Source organism: Halorubrum rutilum, assembly GCF_042665015.1.
GTDB lineage: Archaea > Halobacteriota > Halobacteria > Halobacteriales > Haloferacaceae > Halorubrum > Halorubrum rutilum.
This window is the reverse complement of the sequence record NZ_JBHTBL010000008.1, coordinates 243,822-263,018: the sequence shown is the minus strand read 5'-3', so window position 1 is coordinate 263,018 and position 19,197 is coordinate 243,822. Positions and strand designations below refer to the sequence as shown.

Genomic DNA, 19,197 nt, shown 5'->3' with positions numbered 1-19,197 from the left:
TGTGCGAGAACGGACCGATCGTGTGAAAAGCGATCCGAAACGGGGGTGGGGGGATCTACTGCTCGAAGATGTCGGTCCCGACGCCGAGCTCGTCGGCGACGTCGATGACGGACTGGTAGTCCTCCTGGTTCGCCTCGCGGACGCGGCTGAACCAGAGGTCGTCTCCGGTGCCGTCCTCGCCGTCGGCGCCGTAGTAGATGCTGTCCGGACCCTCCAGGAACGCCTCCTGGATGGCCGTCTGGACATCGTCGCTGAGCTCCGGGGAGACGACGATGGGCGCGCGCGGGAGCCCCTCGTCCTCGTGGAGCGTGGTCGCGACCTCCTGCCACTCCTCGGGCGCGGGGCCGGTCTTCGTGTCGCGGACGAACCCGCCCATCGCGGCGGCGTCCACCTGTCCCTGTTCGAGGAGGGTGTACGAGCCGACGTGGCCGCCGGCGAAGCGGGCGTCGAACTCGGCCTGCGACCCGTTGCCCTCGGGGAGCTCGCCGACGTCGAGGTCGCCCTCGCTCGACATGCTGTACAGCGGGTACAGCGCGCCGCTGGTCGAGAGGCGGTCGGAGAACGCGACCGTCTTACCGGAGAGGTCGGACAGCTCCTCGATGTCGCTGTCGTTCGGCGTCGCGATGATGCTCTTGTACGTCCAGCCGCCGTAGCCGTACCGCTGGAGGATGATCTCCGCGTTGTCGGTCTTCACGCCGAGCGCGGCCGCGAACGGCCCGGTCTCGGCGATGTCCAGCGTTCCCTGGCCGAGCGACTGGATGATGGCGCTGTAGTTGCTTCCGATGGTCCCCTCAACGCTGAGGTCGCTGGGGACATCGTAGTTCTCCCGGAGGTAGCTCCCGATGTGATCTTCGAGCGGGGAGTACTGCACGTTGAGGTCCTCCTGCGGGACCGACGGGGAGATGCCGAAGTCGACCGTGCCGTCGCCGCCGAAGGTCATCTCGGGCTCGCTCTCCGAGTCGCCGCCGTCGGAGCCGTCTGACCCGTCGGAGCTTCCGGAGCCGTCTGACCCGTCGGAGCTTCCGGAGCCGTCTGACCCGTCGCCGCCACCGCCGCCGCTACATCCCGCGAGTCCAACGATGCTTCCCGCACCCGCGATCTTGAGGAACTTGCGTCGTTTCGCCATGAGGAGTACGTCTGTGAATCCGACTAAGCTCTCAAAAGTTTTGCTGTTTAAATATACAGACAGATATGTACTGATATGTAAGGCGGGACGGATGGAAACTGACTTCCACGCAGGTGATCAAGCGGCGGCATGGACGACTCAGCAACGGACCGGGAGGTGTCCGTCGCGCTCGTGGACTACGGGCTCGGCAACCTCCGGTCGGCGACCCGCGGGCTGGAGCGCGCGGGCGCGTCCGTCGAGATCACCGACGACCCCGAGGCGTTCGCCGCCGCCGACGGGGTCGTCCTCCCGGGCGTCGGCGCGTTCCGCGAGGGGATGGAGAACGCCGGCCCGCTGCGCGAGGCGCTGACCGCCCACGCCGAGGCGGGTCGCCCCCTGTTCGGGATCTGCCTCGGGATGCAGATGCTCCTCACCTCCAGCGAGGAGGCCGACCACGAGGGGGAAGGCGAGGTGACGGGCCTGGACCTGATCCCCGGCACCAACGTCCGGTTCGACGTCGACCGCAAGGTCCCGCACATGGGGTGGAACGAGCTCGACATCGAGCGCGACCACCCGATCATCGACGGCGTGGAGGGCGAGCACGCCTACTTCGTCCACTCGTACTACGCCGCCCCCGACGACCCGGACGCGGTCGTCGCCACCGCCGACTACGGCGTCGATTTCCCGGCGGTCGTCGCCAACGAGGCGGGCAACGTGTTCGGCACGCAGTTCCACCCCGAGAAGAGCGGCGAGACGGGGCTCAAGATCCTGCGGAACTTCGTCGAGTACTGCGCCGACCGGTAGGCGCCGGCGGTCCCGACTTACCCGTCGTGAGCGGCCCGATTCACTCCTCGGTACCGCCCCGATTCACTCCCCGTCCGCGGCCTCGACCACGACGGCGCGCAGGTCGTTGACGTTCGTGCCGGTCGGACCGGTGCGGAGCAGCGCGTCGGCCTCGTCGAGCAGCGGATACGCGTCGTGGCGGTCGAGGGCGTCGCGGGCGGCGTCCGGGTCCAGCGTCGTCGCGTCCGCGATCCCCCCCGCGGCGTCGGTCGGGCCGTCGATCCCGTCGGTGTCGGCGGCGGCGACGACGATCCGGGGGTCGGCCTCTCCCCCGTCGCCCGCCGCCCCCTCGCGCTCGCCGAGCGGTCCCTCCGCCAGCGCGAGGCCGGCGCTCGCCGCGAACTCCGCGTTCGGCCCGCCGGTCCCGTCGGCGCCGCCGAGCGTCACGGTCGTCTCGCCGCCCGAGAGCAGTACGGCGGGCGGCTCGACGGGCGACCCCCGCACCGCACACTCCTCCGCGATCGCCGCGTGGGCGGTCCCGGCCGCCCGGGCCTCTCCCCGGACCCCGGCGGCGAGGGTCAGCGGCTCGTACCCGCGCTCGGCGGCGGCGTCCGCGGCGGCGTCGAGCGCGGTCCGGCCGTTACCGACGACGAACGCCCGCGTCCGGTCGAACGCCGGATCGCCCGCGGTCGGCGTCTCCGCGAGGTCGCCCGCCGCGCCCGCACTGAGCCGCTCGCGCACCGAGTCGGGGACGTCGAGGTCGTAGCGGTCCAGCACCGCCAGCGCCTCCCCGTAGGTGGAGGGGTCGGGGACGGTCGGCCCGCTCGCGATCACGTCGAGCGGGTCCCCGATCACGTCGCTGACGGCGAGCGTGGCGACGGTCGCGGGCGCCGCCGCCCGCGCGAGCCGCCCGCCCTTGACCGCCGAGCAGTGCTTGCGGACCGCGTTGATCTCGTCGATCGACGCGCCGCAGGCGAGCAGCGCCTCGGTCAGATCGCGGAGATCGTCGGGGGATATCGGGTCGGCGGGCGCCGCGAGCAGCGCGCTCCCGCCCCCGGTGACCGCGACGATCACGAGGTCGTCCGCGCCGGCGCGCTCGGCCAGATCGAGGGCGCGTCGCGCGCTCTCCACGCCCGCGTCGCTCGGCACCGGGTGGTCTCCGGGGAGAATCTCGACCCCAGGCGTCGACGGTCCCGTCTCCGGGTCCTCGGTGACGACGACGCCCTCGGCGATCCCGTAGTCGCCGTCTTCGAACACGCCGGCGAGCGCGGCGGCGACCTCCGCGGACGCCTTGCCCGCGCCGATCAGAAGCACGCGGTCGTAATCGTCGAGGTCGTACTCGCCGACCCCGTCGGCGCTCCCGACTCCCCTCCCCGTCTCTGCTCCCTCTATCCGGAGGATCCCGTCGCGCACCGACGCGGCGCCCGGGATCAGTCGGTCCGGGCGCGCGGCTGCGATCCCGGCCGCGAGACAGTCCAGGGCGACGCCGTGGGCCGGCGTTCGGACGAGGCGCTCGCGGTCGCGGAACGTCACGTCGGGGGCGGGGTCGCCCCGGTCGGGGCCGTCGGCCGTCGGGTCGCCGTCGTTCATGCCGAGGCCGTCGGGCGGGGGCGACATATATCCGGCGCGGCGGACGCGGTCGCGCGGGACCCGCCGTCACCCCCCCGCGACCGCCTCGCGGTGCGCGCTCGCCGCGAGCGCGGCGAGCCGGAGCGGCTCGGGCCGCCGGAACCCCTCCCGGACCGAGTCGCGGACGGCGGCGGCCGCGCGGCCGTCGTCGATCCCGACCGCGCGGACGAAGAGGGGGTCGGCGCCGCCGTTCTCGGTGTCGGCGTCGTCGACGTAGCCGCCCCCGGCGTCGTCGGCCCCGCCGGCGTCCGGCCCGTCGCGCTCGACCCGGACGCGCGGCGGGAGCGACCGGTAGACGCCGAGCCGGCGCTCCAGCGCGTCGCCGTCGAACGCCTCGCGGAGCGCGGGTTCGAGCCCGGGGCTCGGCTCGTAGCTCACGGCGTAGACGGGTCGGTCGAGGGCCTCGTGCAGTCGGCGGAGGTCGAGGACGTTGAACCACGCCGGGGCGACGCCGGCGCAGGCGACGTGTCGCACGTCCTCGCGGTCGAGCGCGTCGAAGAGCGCGATCGCGGCGTCGGTCGCGTCGGTGCCGCCGACCGCGCAGCGCTCGAAGGCGAGCCCGTCGAGGGTCCCGTCGGCCCTGACGACGGCGCCGGCTAGGCGGCTGGTTCGGTCGCCGTCGGAGAATGCGATTCCGAGCGTCCGGCTCGGCGTTGTCACCCGATCAGGTCTCCTCGGACTTGATCTCCTGGAGCCGGTCGAGGAGCTCGTCGTTCGAGGCGCCGGGCTCGTAGTCGACCTCGCCCTCGTGTACCTCTTCGGCCGCTCGGACTCCGTCCTCGTCGTCGAAATCCGCGTCCAGGTCCTGATTCTCCTGTTCGGATTCGTCGTAGCTTCCGAAGCCCATCTGTGTGTACGACTAACAGAGCGCGACTGATAAATCCCCTGCCGGAACGCCCTCCGGGCCCGCACACGTTTTTACGCCGCGAACGCCCTCGTGTGGGTATGGAGCCGATCACCGCCACCGCCGACGCGGAGGAGTTCACCTGCAACGCGTACCTCGTGCCGGGCGAGGCGCCGACCCTCGTGGACGCCGGGACGATGCCGGGCGTCGACGACGTCGTCGCCGACGCGCTCGACGACGCCGGCGTCGACGGGCTGGACCGTGTCGTGTTGACCCACCAACACCACGACCACGTCGGCGAGCTCGACGCGGTGCTCGACCGCTTCGACGCCACCCTCTACGCGAACGCCGCGCACCCGCGACGCGACGTGGCGATCGGCGACGGCGACGAGGTGCTCGTCGGCGGCGAGCCCTGCGAGGTCGTCGAGACGCCGGGTCACGCCGACGACCACGTGGCTCTGGTAGGCGAGGAGCGGCTCTACTCCGGCGACGTGGTCGTCTACAACGACGGCGCGTTCGACGACGGATCCTTCGGCCGCACCGACATGGCGGGCCAGTCGCGCGAGACGCTGATCGAGAGCCTGCACGCGCTCCTCGACCGCCTGCCCGACACCGTCGAGGCGATGTACCCCGGACACGGCGACGTCTACCGCGCGAGCGACGGCCCCGACACGGTCCGTGAGGTCATCGAGCGCGCGACCGAGCGCGCCGAGCGCCGCGAGCCGAAGTACCCGGACGAATAGGGGGCGAATCGTGGGGGCGACAGCGGTGACTATTTATAAATAGATGTGCGGTGGCGTGCGCCTGCGAGCGGCCGCCCGTGGCGGCCGCGAGCCAGCACGCGCGAGGGAGTCGCGAGCGGGCGACCGAAGGGAGCCCGAGCGAGCGACGAGGCTGGGGAGGTGTGAGGCTGTGCGGCGCTGTGCGGGCGGGACTCAAAGGGGCAAGTCGCGATTCCCGCGAGCGGAGCGAGCGGGAAGACGAGAGACGAAGTCTCTCGGAAGGGCGAAGCACGGCGACGCAAGCAATGGAGGGAGCGAACGAAGTGAGCGACCGAAGCGCGCAGCGAGCCGCGCGAGTCCTCGCGACTGGGGCTTTGGCGGTGCCACGGTGAAGTAGCTAAAAAAGTATCACCGAGCTACCGGGGCGTTGGACGTATTCGTCGCACGGCCGATTATTTATAACTGAACGATCGCACCACGGTTTTGCTTATCAATGACCGTAACAGTTGAGTCTCGATCTAGTCCCAGAACGACTGCGTCCGCGCGTACTCGCGCTCCTGTCTGAGCACGTCGCGGTAGAACTCGTCTTCGTCCTCGCGCAGCTTGTTGATGATCCGCGCGGCGTTGTGCGGCCCGACCCCCCGCGCCGCCAGCGCGATCACGGCGCGCTTCCCGTGCGTCTGGACGAGGCTCGCCGCCCGATGCGCCCGCTCCGTCCGCCGCTCCTGCTCCTCGTCCTTCTCGTCGGCCCGGACCGCCGCGACCGTCTCGTCGTCCCACGGGTTCAGCGCGGCGACGCGGGTCGAGCCGCAGTCGGGGCACTCCGGCTGGTCGGGGACGCGCCGCACCTTCGTCGTGCGCCGCCAGTCGGCGCAGTGGAGACAGAAGAGGATGACGCGGTCGTTCCGGATGCGCTCGCGGACCGTCTCGATCACGTCGGCGTCGGCGTTCTCCGGGACGAGGAACTCGGTCCCGGCGGAGCGCCCGGCGGTCCCGAGCGGCGTGCGCTCGCGGGCGATCGCGGTCTCTATCGACCCGTCTTGCAGGTCGGCCAACAGCTCGGCCGTCTCCCCGACCGCGAGGTCGGCGTGGAACACCTCGCGGAGCGCCTCGTCGTAGACGGGCGTCCCCTCCAGCGCCGCGAGCAGGCGGTCGCCGCCGAACCGCCCCTTCCCCTCGCGGTAGCGCTTGACGGCGCCGAACTTCGCGGCGACCTGCGCGAGCGTGAACTTGAGCGCGTCCGACTTCTTCAGGGCGAGTTCGAGGTACGCCTCCAGCCGGTCGGGGTCGGTCGTCTCCAGCACCTCGCGGAAGGTCCCGGGGTTGACGCCGTGAGGGACCTCAAACTCGATCCGGTAGGGGTCCACGTCCATCCCGACCGACGAGCCCGCGCGCTGACCGACGAGCGCCGCGAGCAGGCGCGCGAGGGTCTCGTTCACCTCGTGGCCGAAGGCGGCGTTGACCGCGACGGTGCGCGCGCTCCCCTCGATCACGACTCGGCGGTCGGTGGGGACGGGGTGGCCGGCGTCGACGTGGTCGACGACCGGCTGCAGGGCGCTCGCGATCGTCTCCTCGTCGGCGGGGTAGCGCTCCGCGAGGTCCGCCGCGACCGCCTCGGGGGTCGACCCCGCGGCGAGCGCCTCGGCGGCCTCGCCGCGGATCCGTCCCACTTCCTCCGCGACGGGCTTCGGGACCGGGATCTCCTGACCGATCCACGAGGGCACCTCGCCCGCGGGGTCGGCGATGGGCGTGACGTTCACGCGCTCCTCCTCCTCGTCGACCTCCGTGATCCGCCACATCTCGCCGCGCTGGATGAACGTCTCGCCCGGGCCGGCGAAGTTGACGACGAACCGCTCGTCGAGGGTACCAATTCCCCGCCGCGAGGACATGTCGTACACCTCGTAGGTGGACTCGTCCGGGATCATCGAGAGGTTCGCGTAGAAGTACTGCCACGTGCCCCCGGACTTCTCGAGGGTGTCCGACTCCTCGTCGAGCCACAGCAGGCGGTTGCCGTCGAGCTCGCGGACGACCTCCTGGAACTGCGGCTCCGAGAGCTCCCGGAACGGATAGGCGCTCGTGACGATCTCGTACGCCTCGCGGGCGTGCACGTCGCCCTCGTCCATCACGACGCCGACGACCTGATTCGCGACCGTGTCGAGGCTCCCGTGGTGGATCGCGGCCGGCTCCACGAGCTCCTCGCCGGCGCGCCGGGCGATCGCCAGCGCTTCGAGCGTGTCGTCGCCCCCCTGCGTCACGACCGTCCCCTCCGAGACAAGATCGCGGCGGTGCCCCGCGCGCCCGACGCGCTGGAGCAGGCGGGCGACCTCGCGCGGGCTCCCGTACTGGACCACGTGGTCGACCCGCCCCACGTCGATGCCGAGCTCCATCGACGAGGTGCAGACGAGCCCGTCGAGCTCGCCCGACTTGAACCGGTCTTCCACGTCGATCCGCACGTCCTTCGAGAGCGAGCCGTGGTGGACCTCGATCTCGGTGGGGTCGCCGACTCCCTCGTCCGTCTCCTCCCGCTCCGCGAGCGCCTTGAACCGCGACCCGAGCGCCTCCGCGGTCTGTCGCGTGTTGACGAAGATCAGGGTCGACTCGTGGTTCGCGACGATCTCGCGGATCGTCCGGACGTGGCTCGCGGTCGTCTCGTCGACCGCGAGCTCGCCGGCGAGCGCGGAGTCGCGCTCGGTGATCTCGGGGTCGAGCACGCGTACGTCGGTCCGCGTCCCGGCCGCGACCTCGACGATCTCGAACGCACGGTCGCCCTCGCGGTCGGGGTCGCGCTTCCCGCTCCCGACGAGGAACCGCCCGACCTCCTCGGGAGTGCCCACGGTCGCCGACAGGCCGATCCGCTGGAACGGCCCCGAAACGCGCCGGAGGCGTTCGAGCCCGACCGTGAGCTGCGCGCCGCGCTTCGCCGAGGCCAGCTCGTGGACCTCGTCGACGACGACGTGCGCGACGTCTTCGAGGGCGACGCGCATCTTCGAGCCGGTCAGGATGGCCTGCAGGCTCTCCGGCGTCGTGATGAGCACGTCCGGCGGGTCGTCGGCCTGCTTCGACCGCTCGTACTGCGTGGTGTCGCCGTGGCGCACCGCCACCTCGACGCCGAGGCAGTCGCCCCACCACTCCAGCCGGTCCATCATGTCGCGGTTGAGCGCGCGGAGCGGGGTGATGTACAGCGCGGAGATACCCTCGCGAGGCCGGTCTCCGGGCGAATCCCGAGCGTCGACGATCGCGTCGAAGACGGGGAGCATCGCGGTCTCCGTCTTCCCGGTGCCCGTCGGGGCGAGGACGAGCGCGTTCCGCCCCTCGGCGAGCGGCGGGATCGCCTCGCGCTGCGGCTCCGTGGGAGTGGTGAACCCCTGGTCGGAGAGCGCCTCCCGGACCTCGCTCCTGAGGTGCGCGAACGCGTCCATGCCCGACGGTTCCGCCATTCTGTGATCGGTTCGGATTGGGTGCTCGGGCGATTAAGCCCGTCGCTATACGAATTCTGTTTATAAGTGGTTGGTAGTCGGTTATACGTTGATGACCGGTTGATAGTGGTGAACACCGCCAAAGCCCCGGCCGCTCGCTCATAAGCAGTTGACTACAGGTCGCCGGAGAACGCCGCCAAAGCCCCAGCCACGACGACTCGCGCGGCTTGCTGTGCTCCTCGTCACTCGCTTCGCTCGTTCCTGCGGTGCTTACTGCGCCGTGCTTCGTCCTCGTGGCTGCCCCTTTGAATCCCGCCCCGACTGCACGGCACCGCAGCCTCACACCTCCCCAGCCTCGCCGCGGCCGCCAATGGCGGCCGCGGGCTCCCTCGCGCGTGCGACTCGCAGCCTTACGGCTGCTCATCGGCACGCGCCACCTCATATCTCGCTATAAATGGACGTCGCCCCCTACGTCACGCCGCCCTCGCTCGTCTCGTATTTTTCGTGCGCGCCGCTGTCGAGGATCGCCTCGATCTCGTCGACCACGTCGAGCACGTCGGCGAACGAGGTGTAGGGGGCCGCGGGACAGACGCGGACCACGTTCGGCGGACGGAAGTCGACGACCACGCCGCGGTCCTTGAGCGCCTCGCTGAGTCGCTCGGCGTGCGGGTGTTCCAGCGCGACGTGACCGCCGCGGGCGGCGTGCTCTCGGGGCGTGCCGACCGACACCTCGGGCAGCCGGTCGTCGACGAGGGCGATCAGGAAGTCGGTCAGGGCGAGCGACTTGGCGCGCAGGCGCTCGATTCCGGCCTCGCGCAGGAGCTCGACCGACCCCTCCAGCGGCGCGGCCGAGAACAGCGGCGGCGTCCCGATCTGCCACGCGCCAGCCGAGTCGGCGGGGGTGTACGTCATGTTCATCTCGAACTGGGTCGCCTTCTCGTGACCCCACCACCCCGCCAGCGCGGGCGTGAGCCCGTGGTGGCGCTCGGCGACGAACAGCGCGCCGATCGACCCCGGGCCGGCGTTGAGGTACTTGTACGTGCACCACACGGCGAAGTCGACGCCGGCCGCGCCGAACTCGTGCGGGACCGCCCCCGCGGAGTGGGCCGCGTCGAAGCCGGCGTACGCGCCCGCCTCGTGGGCGGCCCGGGTGATCCGCTCGACGTCGAACAGCTGTCCCGACCGGTACAGCGCGGTCGGCATGAAGACGATCCCCACGTCGTCGTGCGCTTCCAGCGCGGCCTCGACATCTCGGGGGTCGATCGTCCGCCCGTCGCGGCTCGGAACGACCCGGAGCTTCTCGTCGGGGTCGATCCCGCGCCCCCGGAGCTGCGCGCGGATCGCGTAGTGGTCGGAGGGGAAGTCGAGCTCGTTGACGAGGACGGCGGGGGTGACCCCGGCGTCCCGGCTCCCGTCGGCGCGCTCGACCCCCTCTCGCTCGGGCCCGTTCCCCGCCAGCAGCTCGTCGAGGAAGGTGCCGATCAGGGTGTGGATGTTCACCGTGATCGAGTTGCCGACGACGACCTCGTCCGGGTCGGCGCCGACGAGGAGCGCGAGCGCGTCGCCGAGCCGTTCCCCGACCGAGAACCACGGCGGGTCGGCGTCGGTCCACCCCGAGATGAGCAGCTCGCGCCACTCGTCGACGACGCGGTCGAGGCTCGCGAGGGCGGCGTCGCTCGCGGGGCCGAGCGAGTTGCCGTCCATGTAGAGCAGGTCGTCCGGGATCCGGTACCGGTCCGCGAACCCGGCGAGCGGGTCCGCGTCGTCGAGACGGGCGGCGAGGACCGCCGGGTCGGCGTCCGCGGAGTCGCGCGCGTCGCCGTCGGGCCCATCGCCGGCGAGTGCGTCGCGGGCGGGAGCGTACGGGTCGTCCATACGGGTTCGGGCGTCGCCGTCGACTAATCGCTTCCGGGCCGTCGGAGATATTCGAGAGCGGAGCCGGCCGCTACTCGACGATGTCGATCGCGGGCCGTCCCGGCTCGGCCTTCCGGACCGCGCTCTCGTCGGCGTCCGCGGCGCGCTCGACCCGGACCGGCGCGTCGAACTCGCGCTCGATCAGCCACGCGGCCGCACGGAGCGCGTCGTACTCCTCGTCGCCCGACAGGGTCGCCCGCAGCGCCTCGCGGTTCGCCTGCAGGTCCTGCCCGTACGAGGCGGCGGCGTCCCCCCGCTCGCGGATGTGCGACTCCGACATCAGCTCCGAGATGAGGTTGTCGGCGTCGCTGTCGATCGCGATCGACAGCGCGTCGTACTTCCAGTCGGGCGCGACGACCACGTCGATCCGCTCGGGGTCCTCGATGCCGGCGACGTCGACGATGTCGCGCACGTCCTCGCGGGTGTTCGCGACCAGCCGTCGGCGCTTCTCGACGGTGTCGCGGTCGACCGTCGCGGTCGGCCAGTCGGCCTCGACGACGAACCCGTCGCGGCCGAGCGCCTCCCACAGCTCCTCGGCGAGGTGCGGGACGACCGGCGCGAGCAGGCGGACGGCGACGTCGAGCCCGCGCTCGAAGGTGTCGGGGTCCGGGTCGGCGTGCTCGCGGTAGCTCCGGAGCGTCCCCACGAGGTCCTGCGCCTCGCGGAGCGCGACGTTGAACGTCAGGTCGTCGTACTCGTCGCCCGCGACGGCGACGGCGGCGTCGATCTCGTCGGCGACGTAGTCGTCGATCGTGTCGCGATCGGCGGTGGCGGCGTCGGCGGCGTCCGCGTCGCCCGCACCGTCCCCCGCCCCGCCGCCCGCCGCCTGCTCCTCCACGAGGTCGCTCAGCCGTGCCAGGAACCGGTGGGTGGACCGCACGCCCTCCTCGGACCAGTCGAAGTCGCGCTCGGGCCGGGCCGCCTGCAGCATGAACAGCCGGGCCGTGTCCGCGCCGTACTCGTCGACGATCCGCTGGGGGGAGACGACGTTCCCCTTCGACTTCGACATCTTCTCGCCCTCCAGCTGGACCATCCCCTGCGCCAGCAGGTTCGTGAACGGCTCGCGGTGCTCCAGTCCCTCCTCGTCGGCGAGCACCTTGGTGAAGAAGCGCGAGTACAGCAGGTGCATCACGGCGTGCTCGATGCCGCCGACGTACTGGTCGACCGGCATCCAGTCGTTCGCGCGCTCCAGGTCGAAGGGGGCGTCGTCGAGGCCGGGCGAGACGTAGCGCAGGAAGTACCACGAGGAGTCGACGAACGTGTCCATCGTGTCGGTCTCGCGGGTCGCGGGTTCGCCGCACTCCGGGCAGGTCGTCGCCTTCCACTCCTCGGCGGCGTCCAGCGGGTTCCCGGTGGTGTTGATGAACTCCGGCAGCTCGACGGGCAGGTCCTCGTCCGGGACGAGCACGGGGCCGCAGTCGTCGCAGTGGACGACCGGGATCGGGGTGCCCCAGTAGCGCTGGCGGGAGATCCCCCAGTCGCGCAGCTGGTACTGAGTGCTCTCCGCCGCGCTCTCGACCTCCGCGGTGAGTCGCTCGCGGGCCGTCTCGCTGTCGAGGCCGCTGTACTCGCCGGAGTTGACGAGGACCCCGTCGTCGGTGAACGGCTCCTCGCTCACGTCCGGCGCGTCCGGGACCGTCTCGCCGTCCCAGTCGTCCGGTTCGGGGGCGACGACGGGCACGATGTCGAGGCCCTTCTTCGTCGCGAACGCGTGGTCGCGCTCGTCGTGGCCGGGCACCGCCATCAGCGCGCCCGTCCCCACGTCCGAGAGGACGAAGTCGGCGACGAAGACGGGGATCTCCTCGCCCGTGACGGGGTTGGTCGCGGTCAGGCCGGTCTCGACGCCGTTCGGCTCGTCGCCATCGGGGTCGGCCTCGTGGTGGACGAACTGATGGACCGCGTCGTCCTCGGCGGCCAGCTCCTCGCTGATCGGGTGGTCCGGCGCGAGCGCGAAGAACGTCGCGCCGTGGACGGTGTCGACGCGGGTGGTGAACGCCTCGACGGGGCCGTGCCCGTCGACTTCGAAATCCAGCGTCGTGCCGTACTGCCGGCCGATCCAGTTGCGCTGCATCTGTCGGACCGAGTTGGGCCACCCCTCTAGGTCGTCGATGGCCTCAAGTAGCTCGTCGGCGTACTCGGTTATCTCCAGGAACCACTGGTCGAGGTCGCGGGTCTCGACGGGGGTGTCGCAGCGCCAGCATAGCTCGGCGTCGCCCTCGACCTGCTCGTCGGCGAGGACGGTCTCGCAGGAGGGACACCAGTTCACCTCGGCCTCGCGCCGCTCCACGAGGTCGGCGTCGGCGAAGCGGCCGAACAGCCACTGGTTCCACTCGTAGTACTCCGGCGTGCAGGTGGTGATCTCGCGGTCCCAGTCGTAGCCGAACCCCATCGACTTCATCTGCCCCTTCATCGTGTCGATGCAGTCGAACGTCCAGTCGCGGGGGTTGGTGTCGCGCTCCTTGGCGGCGTTCTCGGCCGGGAGGCCGAACGCGTCCCACCCCATCGGATGGAGCACGTCGTCGCCGCGCATCCGGCGGTACCGGGCGTACGCGTCCGTGATCGTGTAGTTGCGGACGTGGCCCATGTGGAGCTTCCCGGACGGGTACGGGTACATCCCGAGGACGTACGTCGGGTCGTCGGCCTCGTCCGGCGTGTGATACACGGCGGCGTCGTCCCACGCCTCCTGCCACCGATTCTCGACCGCGGTGTGGTCGTAACCCTCCTGAGACATCTGCTTATATACTCGTGGTCGGGTCGGCGTCGTATAGCTTTCCATCCACTGGTGCGGCGTGACACGCTCCCCCGTGGGCGAGGATCGGAATGGCTGCGCGCCGCCGCCCCCCTCGCGCGCTGGCGCCCCGGGCGGGGACCGTCCGGCCGCTACAGCTTCTCGGCGTTCCGCGCCTGCTCGACGCGCCGCGTCGCCTGCTCGACTCGCCTTCCGGTCGCGTTCGCGAGCCCCGGCGGGAGCCCGTCGCGGGCCGCCGCGAGCCGCTCCTCGATCCGCGCGATCCGGTCGAGCACGTTCGCTAACTGGCGTTCCGTCCCCTCGGCGTCGCCCTCGCGGGCGCGCTCCTCGGCCCGCCTCGCCTGGTCGACCGCGGCGGCGAGGGCGCGTTCGAGCCCGTTCACCGCGTTCGACGGGCCGCCGCCGGAACCGCCCCCGCCGGAACCGCCGCCTCCGCCGCCGCTCCCGCCGCCGGAGCCGTCGTCATCCTCGTCGCCGTCGTCACTGTCGTCGCCCTCCGCCGCCGCGGCCGCGACCGCGGCGCGCGTCTCCTCTGCCACGTCGGCGACGTAGCCGGCGAGCGGGGCCGCCCCCGTCTCCGGGCGCTCGATCCGGATCGGGCTGTTCCCGGGAGTTCCGTCCTCGTCGCCCGAGCCGTCGCCGCTCCCCCCCAACGACGGATCCGGATTGACCCGGTACGCGCCGACCTCGCCGTCGGCGTCGCGGATCTCGGTCGTGTACGCCCCGCCGGCGTGGACGTAGGCCGCGTCGCTCCCGTCGATCGCGGAGTCGTAGATCCGCCCGGCGAAGTCGTCCTCTATCGCCGTCCGCGCCAGGTCGACGTCGCTCTCCGCGTCCGACAGCTCCACCTTCCGCGCGTCACCGCGGGCGACGAGCGGGATCTCGCCGTCCGCGCCCGCGGCCGTCACGGGCTCGTCGGCCGAGACCGTCAGCTGCTCGCTGTGCGGCGCCCGTCCGGCGCCGTTCACCGTCAGGCGGTGGTCGCCCTCCGGGACCCCGTTCGCGACCGCGACCCCGCCGGCGAACGTCGGGACCGCCTCGGGGTCGCTCTCGATCAGGACGACCGACTCGACGCCCGCGTCGGTCGTCGTCAGCCCCTCGCCATCGGGGGCCTCATCGGTCTCGATCGCCCGCGTCACGCGAGCGACGACCGCGTCGAGCGCGCCGGCCGCCTCGCTCCCAACCGACTCGTCGGCGGCGATCGCGTCGTACCTGGCGGCGAGCTCCGCCCGGTGGTTCCCGGCGGTGACGTCGAGCGCGGGGTTCTCGTAGCGGGGCTGCTCCCACGGGACGCCAGTAGTCGTGATGTGGCTCGCGACGGCGTCCTCGACCGCCTGGGGGACGGCGAACTCGAAGCTGAGCTGCGGCCCGGTGAACGCCGCGATCTCCTCCAGCTCGGCGCTCTCGACGAGCTCGTAGCCGACGACCTCGTCGACGGTCTCGTCCGCGAGCGGGTCCTCCCGGTCGGCGTGGCGGAAGGCGATCCCCGTCTCCCGGAGCGGGAGGTCGGTCGGGGGCGACCGCAGCGCGTCGAGCGACCGGACCGTCAGGGCCCCGTCGACCAGCGACGACTCCGTGACCGAGGGGAGGTCGGGGTGCTCGTAGATCGGCTCGCCCTCGTACTCGGGGACGACGAAGGGGAGCCGCGCCCCCTCGTCGCGGGGGAGCCCGTACGCGATCGGGATCCCGAGGAGGTCCTCGACGGTGTCGATCGTGGTGTTGGTGATGTCCGCGAGCAGCCCGTCCTCGCCGACGCGCCGGAAGCCGTCGGGGATCTCGTTGACCGAGAGCGTGCTGGAGTGCGAGCCGAGCTCGGGGAGGATCCGCGGGACGACCTCGGGGTCCGGGTCGAGGAACTCGTTGTTCGGGACGCTCCGGGAGTGCGAGCTGGCGACGTACAGCTGCGGGTCGCCCGTGTCGAGGTCGACGAACACGTGGAGGACCTCCCAGTCGTGCCAGTGGAAGTTCGCCGTGAACTGGTCGAACGCGGAGTAGAACCAGAACTGGACGACCGCGAGCGGCGAGCCCTCGTACCGGACGCCGTTGTAGAACACCGTCGGGTCCGGCGGGGCGCCCGCCGCCTCGAACCGCTCGTGGTAGCCGTCGAACGCCGCGAAGCCGTCGACGACCGTCTCGCCGTCCGCCTCGGTCGCGTACGGACGCGGGTCCGTGGGGTACCACGGCTCCGCGGCGTCGAAGTACAGCGTCGGCGCGAAGCGGGCCGCGAGCTCGTCGAGCCGATCGGAGTCCAGGTCGCCCGTCGGCGCGTCGTCGGGCTCGGAGCCGGAGCAGCCGGCGACCGCGGCGGTCCCGGCGCCCGCGAGCGCGCCGAGGACGGTCCGGCGGTCGACGGTTCGCCCTTCGGATCCACCGCTCCGGCGGCCGGACTCGGTCACGTTCGTCCCTCGTCGGACCGCACGGGGACGCGTCTCGGTCGGGTTCGCGGTTCCGGTGCCATTTCCGAATGTAACGAATACCCCCGAGAATAAGTCTTCTGACGCCGGGACGGTGTGGGATCGCCCCCGGCCGAAGGTATTTGCGGTCGGACGCGTCACTCCCCGGTATGGACGGGAAGCAGGCCCTCTACTACGGCGCGGTCGCGCTCGCGGTCCTGATCGGCGTCAGCGTCCTCGTCTCCGTCGTCTCGGCGATCCTGAGCCTCGCGTGGGCGGTGATCTCCGGGGTCGTCACGCTCGCCGTTCTCGCCGGGGTCGTCTACGTCGCGTACAAGGCCGGGTCGTGGCTCTCCGGGAGCGACGACGCCTCGGTCGACGCGGGCTCGATCGGCGACTCGCGGTCGTCCTCGTCGACGTCGACCGACGACGCGGCGGAGCGCCGTCAAGACCGACTCCGACGGCAGTACGTCGAAGGGCAGATCAGCGAGGCGGAGTTCGAGCGTCGGATCGAGAGCGAGCTGGAGACGGAGGAGTTCGACGAGCTCGACCGCGAACTCGAACGCGAGCGGTAGACGTGAGTGGCGTGGGCGGGGGGGCGTGAGCGGGAACCCAGGTTCGCGCGGAAGGCGGTCAGAACCGCTCGCGGAGCTCCCCGCGCAGGTCGCCGAGGTCGAGGTCCTTCATCGCGAGCAGCACCAGCAGGTGGTAGACGAGGTCGGCGCTCTCGGCGGTGAGCTCGTCGCGGTCGTCGTCCTTCGCCGCGAGGATGGCCTCCGTCGACTCCTCGCCGATCTTCTCCAAGACGGCGTTCTCGCCCTTCTCGTGGGCGAACAGCGAGGCGGTGTACGACCCCTCGGGGAGCTCCGCCTTCCGCGACTCGATGGTGGCGAACAGCTCGTCGAGGACGGCCTCGGACGGGGCGTCGGGCTCTCCGTCAGCGTCCGCCTCCGTGTCGCTCACGCGACCACCTCGTCCTCGGGGAAGAACGCGAGGTCGTGGATCCGCGGGTCGTCGGTGAGCTCCGGGTGGAACGCGGTGGCGACGACGGGGCCGTCGCGCACGGCGACCGGTCGGCCGTCGACCGTCGCGAGCACCTCGACGTCGGCGCCCACGTCGTCGATGAGCGGCGCCCGGATGAACACGGCGTGAAACGGCTCGTCGAGCCCGGTCACCGGCATCTTCGCCTCGAACGAGTCCTTCTGGCGGCCGAACGCGTTGCGGTCGACGGAGACGTCGACGAGCCCGAGCGCGTCGACCCGGTCGTCCTTCGCGTCCCGCGAGCAGACGATGAGGCCGGCACAGGTCGCGAGCACGGGCTTCCCGCTCGCGACGTGGTCGCGGATCTCGGCGGCGATCCCCTCCCGGTGGATCAGCCGCGAGATGGTCGTCGACTCCCCGCCCGGCATGAGGAGGACGTCGCAGTCGGGCACGATCCCGGCGTCGCGGACCTCGACGACCGCCGCGGACTCGTCGTGGGCGGCCGCGGCGTTCCGGACGGCGGCGGCGTGCTCGGCCACGTCGCCCTGCACGGCGATGACGCCTGCTTTCATGCGATAGGTTCGGTCGGCGAGGGGCAAAAAGGACGCGCTACGGGGCTTTGCGAGTGCGGGAGACGAACCTCCGTCTCGGGCCGGTTACGCGACGGTCAGCGAGAGGACCTGCACGAAGACGCCGAAGAGGACGCAGAACGCGAGGACGGTCTTGGGGCTCATCGAGATCGCGTTCCGGTCCTCGTTGTCGAAGTAGCGGACGAGTCCCGCGCTGGACATCAGCCCGCCGGAGTTGGAACCACTGCTCATACCTGCGAGTGGCTTCCGAGGTGTTCTAAACGTTTCGTTCGCGGTCGCGGACGGGGGCGCGGGATCGGGATCTCGCTCAGAGCCCTCGGGCGCGTGCGCGGACGGGGCGAGCACCGGCGAGGCGTGCACCAGTGGGAAACCCTTATGCGCGGTCCGCCGGAATGACCGCCCGGATAATGACTGTTCGACTGCTGGATTTTCACGCTGACTGGTGCGGCCCGTGTAAGACGCAGGACCCGATCCTGGAGGAGATCCAGGAGGACCTCGGCGACGCCTTCGAGCTCCAGAAGGTGAACGTCGACGAGGAGCAGGACGTCGCCAACCAGTACCAGGTGCGCTCGCTCCCGACGCTGATCGTCGAGAACGACGACGGCGTCGTGGACCGGTTCGTCGGCGTCACCCAGCGCGAGGACATCGAGGCCGCGCTCTCCGAGGCCGGCGCCTGAGGCCCGGACTCGCCGTCTGATTCGGCGGCGCGAGCGGTCTCCGACCCGCCGCCGCGTCTCGCAACCTTTTACAGCGTCGCCGCGACAGTAGCCGTATGGCCAGCTTCGACGCCGCGGAACGCCGCAACCTCGACCGGCAGATCTGCATGCGCTGTAACGCCCGCAACTCCTCCGACGCGAAGCGCTGCCGCAAGTGCGGCTACACGAACCTCCGCCCGAAGGCGAAGGAACGCCGCGCGACGTAAGCGGTCTCTCATACGCGTTTTTCGTCTACTCCTCCGGGTTCGGTAGCTGCGGGTGCGATTCGTCTGATCTTCGCTCCGTTGATCGTTATAAACCGCTGTGCTCGCTCACGTCACTGGAATCTCCACCGCCCAAGCCGCTCGCTTATAAATTGTTGATGTCGTGATGACGACCTCCAAAGCCCCAGCCGTGAGGCGGGCGCACGCTCGCTGCGCGCTTCAGTCGCTCGCGGTGCTCGCTCCTTCCAGTGCTTACGTCGCCTGCGCCCGCCTCACGGCTGCCCCTTTGAGTCCCACCCCGTACCGCAACCGCACCTCATGCCTCCCCAGCCTCGTCACCGGACTACGTCCGGTTGCAAGCGAGAGCGAAGCTCTCGCCCTGTCGCTGGCGCCGCCGGCGCCAGCGACTCCCTCGCACGCGCTCCTCGTGGCCGCCGGAGGCGACCACTCGGAGGCGCGCGCCGCCGCGACTGTTTGTTTATAAACGGCCACCGCTCTCCTCGCTCGTAAACGAGCCGTGAGCCGTCCCGCAGGCTACCCCAACACCGCGATCGCGAGGAGCATCCCCCCGGCGGCGGCGGGCGGGATGGTGAGGTTGTCGTCGATCGCGACCCCGCGGACGATCGGGGGGAGCCCGTCGGCGACGGCGGCGGGGGCGGCGCCGGCGATCGCGACGGCGACGCCCACGTCGGGGCCGAACGCGGGGATCGTAAAGGGGACGGCGAGCCCGAAGCAGACGAGGAACATCGCGATCCACGCGGCGGGCCGCTTCGCCTCCGTGGCCTCGTTGTCCGCGAGCGCGCCGCTGACGGGGTCGCCCACGGACAGCATCCACATCGCGGGGATCGCGATCGTCGGCTCCAGGAGGAGGACCGCGCCGGTCATGCTCACCTGGTATAACGCGTAGCCGGCGAGCGCGTCCGACTCGTACTCCCGGGTGAGCTTCCGGTAGAGGGGGTGGTCGAGCCCGACGACGAGCCGGAGGAACTCCAGCGAGAGGACGACGGCGAGCGCGGCCACGAGGAAGTAGCGCGTCTCGGTCCACGTGAACCAGCCGAGCAGGTACGGCACCGGGTAGAGGGTCCCCCCGGCGTGGACCAGCCGCCGCTCGAACTCCACCTCGGCCCGCCACGCCGTCGCCGGGAGGGGCAC

General features: G+C 71.3%; 16 protein-coding genes and 1 pseudogene. 5 read left to right on the top strand and 12 right to left on the bottom strand.

The window, feature by feature from the left end; translation table 11 throughout:
• Window positions 1-55: 55 nt before the first annotated feature.
• On the bottom strand, window positions 56-1,126 hold the full coding sequence (gene phnD, locus ACFQMF_RS10540) for a phosphate/phosphite/phosphonate ABC transporter substrate-binding protein (protein ID WP_256409202.1): 1,071 nt from the start codon (window positions 1,124-1,126) through the stop codon (window positions 56-58).
• A 129-nt stretch (window positions 1,127-1,255) separates the two neighbouring features.
• Between phnD and hisH the strand changes: the two genes are divergently transcribed.
• A complete protein-coding gene (gene hisH, locus ACFQMF_RS10535; protein ID WP_256409201.1) occupies window positions 1,256-1,909 on the top strand; it encodes an imidazole glycerol phosphate synthase subunit HisH in 654 nt (217 codons plus the stop codon).
• A 63-nt stretch (window positions 1,910-1,972) separates the two neighbouring features.
• Here the strand turns inward: hisH and ACFQMF_RS10530 are convergent, their stop codons facing one another.
• The 3 genes from ACFQMF_RS10530 to ACFQMF_RS10520 all read right to left on the bottom strand — a co-directional run bounded on the left by ACFQMF_RS10530 (window position 1,973) and on the right by ACFQMF_RS10520 (window position 4,364).
• Window positions 1,973-3,478, bottom strand: coding sequence for a glycerate kinase type-2 family protein (locus ACFQMF_RS10530; protein WP_256409200.1), 1,506 nt, complete (start codon window positions 3,476-3,478; stop codon window positions 1,973-1,975).
• Between the two features lie 66 nt (window positions 3,479-3,544).
• Window positions 3,545-4,177, bottom strand: a complete 633-nt coding sequence (locus ACFQMF_RS10525; RefSeq protein WP_256409199.1) for an endonuclease dU — start codon at window positions 4,175-4,177, stop codon at window positions 3,545-3,547.
• Window positions 4,178-4,181: 4 nt separating this feature from the next.
• Window positions 4,182-4,364, bottom strand: coding sequence for a DUF5786 family protein (locus tag ACFQMF_RS10520; RefSeq protein ID WP_256409198.1), 183 nt, complete (start codon window positions 4,362-4,364; stop codon window positions 4,182-4,184).
• A gap of 98 nt (window positions 4,365-4,462) precedes the next feature.
• On the opposite strand from ACFQMF_RS10520, the gene ACFQMF_RS10515 reads away from it, so the two are divergent.
• Window positions 4,463-5,104: an MBL fold metallo-hydrolase gene (locus tag ACFQMF_RS10515; RefSeq protein ID WP_256409197.1), complete on the top strand. Its 642-nt coding sequence runs from the start codon at window positions 4,463-4,465 to the stop codon at window positions 5,102-5,104.
• 497 nt (window positions 5,105-5,601) lie between these two features.
• Here the strand turns inward: ACFQMF_RS10515 and ACFQMF_RS10510 are convergent, their stop codons facing one another.
• The 4 genes from ACFQMF_RS10510 to ACFQMF_RS10495 form a co-directional block, all read right to left on the bottom strand.
• The gene (locus ACFQMF_RS10510; protein WP_256409196.1) at window positions 5,602-8,520 is read right to left on the bottom strand and encodes a DEAD/DEAH box helicase; all 2,919 of its coding nucleotides are present in this window, start codon (window positions 8,518-8,520) and stop codon (window positions 5,602-5,604) included.
• A gap of 447 nt (window positions 8,521-8,967) precedes the next feature.
• A complete protein-coding gene (kynU, locus tag ACFQMF_RS10505) occupies window positions 8,968-10,374 on the bottom strand; it encodes a kynureninase (RefSeq protein WP_256409195.1) in 1,407 nt (468 codons plus the stop codon).
• Between the two features lie 70 nt (window positions 10,375-10,444).
• Window positions 10,445-13,144, bottom strand: a complete 2,700-nt coding sequence (gene leuS, locus ACFQMF_RS10500) for a leucine--tRNA ligase (protein ID WP_256409194.1) — start codon at window positions 13,142-13,144, stop codon at window positions 10,445-10,447.
• Between the two features lie 149 nt (window positions 13,145-13,293).
• Window positions 13,294-15,558 carry a hypothetical protein gene (locus tag ACFQMF_RS10495; protein ID WP_256409193.1) on the bottom strand — a complete coding sequence of 755 codons (2,265 nt, stop codon included), beginning with the start codon at window positions 15,556-15,558 and terminating at the stop codon, window positions 13,294-13,296.
• Window positions 15,559-15,725: 167 nt separating this feature from the next.
• On the opposite strand from ACFQMF_RS10495, the gene ACFQMF_RS10490 reads away from it, so the two are divergent.
• The gene (locus ACFQMF_RS10490) at window positions 15,726-16,130 is read left to right on the top strand and encodes an SHOCT domain-containing protein (protein ID WP_256409192.1); all 405 of its coding nucleotides are present in this window, start codon (window positions 15,726-15,728) and stop codon (window positions 16,128-16,130) included.
• A 58-nt stretch (window positions 16,131-16,188) separates the two neighbouring features.
• On the opposite strand, the gene hisE is transcribed toward ACFQMF_RS10490, so the two are convergent.
• From hisE to ACFQMF_RS10475, 3 genes and pseudogenes are all read right to left on the bottom strand, one after another.
• The gene (gene hisE, locus ACFQMF_RS10485) at window positions 16,189-16,518 is read right to left on the bottom strand and encodes a phosphoribosyl-ATP diphosphatase (RefSeq protein WP_321169223.1); all 330 of its coding nucleotides are present in this window, start codon (window positions 16,516-16,518) and stop codon (window positions 16,189-16,191) included.
• Window positions 16,515-17,159, bottom strand: a pseudogene (gene pdxT, locus ACFQMF_RS10480) (pyridoxal 5'-phosphate synthase glutaminase subunit PdxT); the annotation flags it as partial. The gene hisE and the pseudogene pdxT, both read right to left, overlap by 4 nt.
• Before the next feature lie 33 nt (window positions 17,160-17,192).
• Entirely contained in the window at window positions 17,193-17,357 is a 165-nt protein-coding gene (locus ACFQMF_RS10475; RefSeq protein WP_123113924.1) for a preprotein translocase subunit Sec61beta, read from the bottom strand.
• Window positions 17,358-17,533: 176 nt separating this feature from the next.
• Between ACFQMF_RS10475 and ACFQMF_RS10470 the strand changes: the two genes are divergently transcribed.
• Window positions 17,534-17,803, top strand: coding sequence for a thioredoxin family protein (locus tag ACFQMF_RS10470; protein WP_050033154.1), 270 nt, complete (start codon window positions 17,534-17,536; stop codon window positions 17,801-17,803).
• A gap of 95 nt (window positions 17,804-17,898) precedes the next feature.
• Window positions 17,899-18,048, top strand: coding sequence for a 50S ribosomal protein L40e (locus ACFQMF_RS10465; protein ID WP_256409190.1), 150 nt, complete (start codon window positions 17,899-17,901; stop codon window positions 18,046-18,048).
• 531 nt (window positions 18,049-18,579) lie between these two features.
• Here ACFQMF_RS10465 and ACFQMF_RS10460 read toward each other — a convergent pair.
• Window positions 18,580-19,197 (bottom strand): dolichol kinase, encoded by a 618-nt coding sequence (locus tag ACFQMF_RS10460; protein WP_256409189.1) that lies wholly within the window; start codon window positions 19,195-19,197, stop codon window positions 18,580-18,582.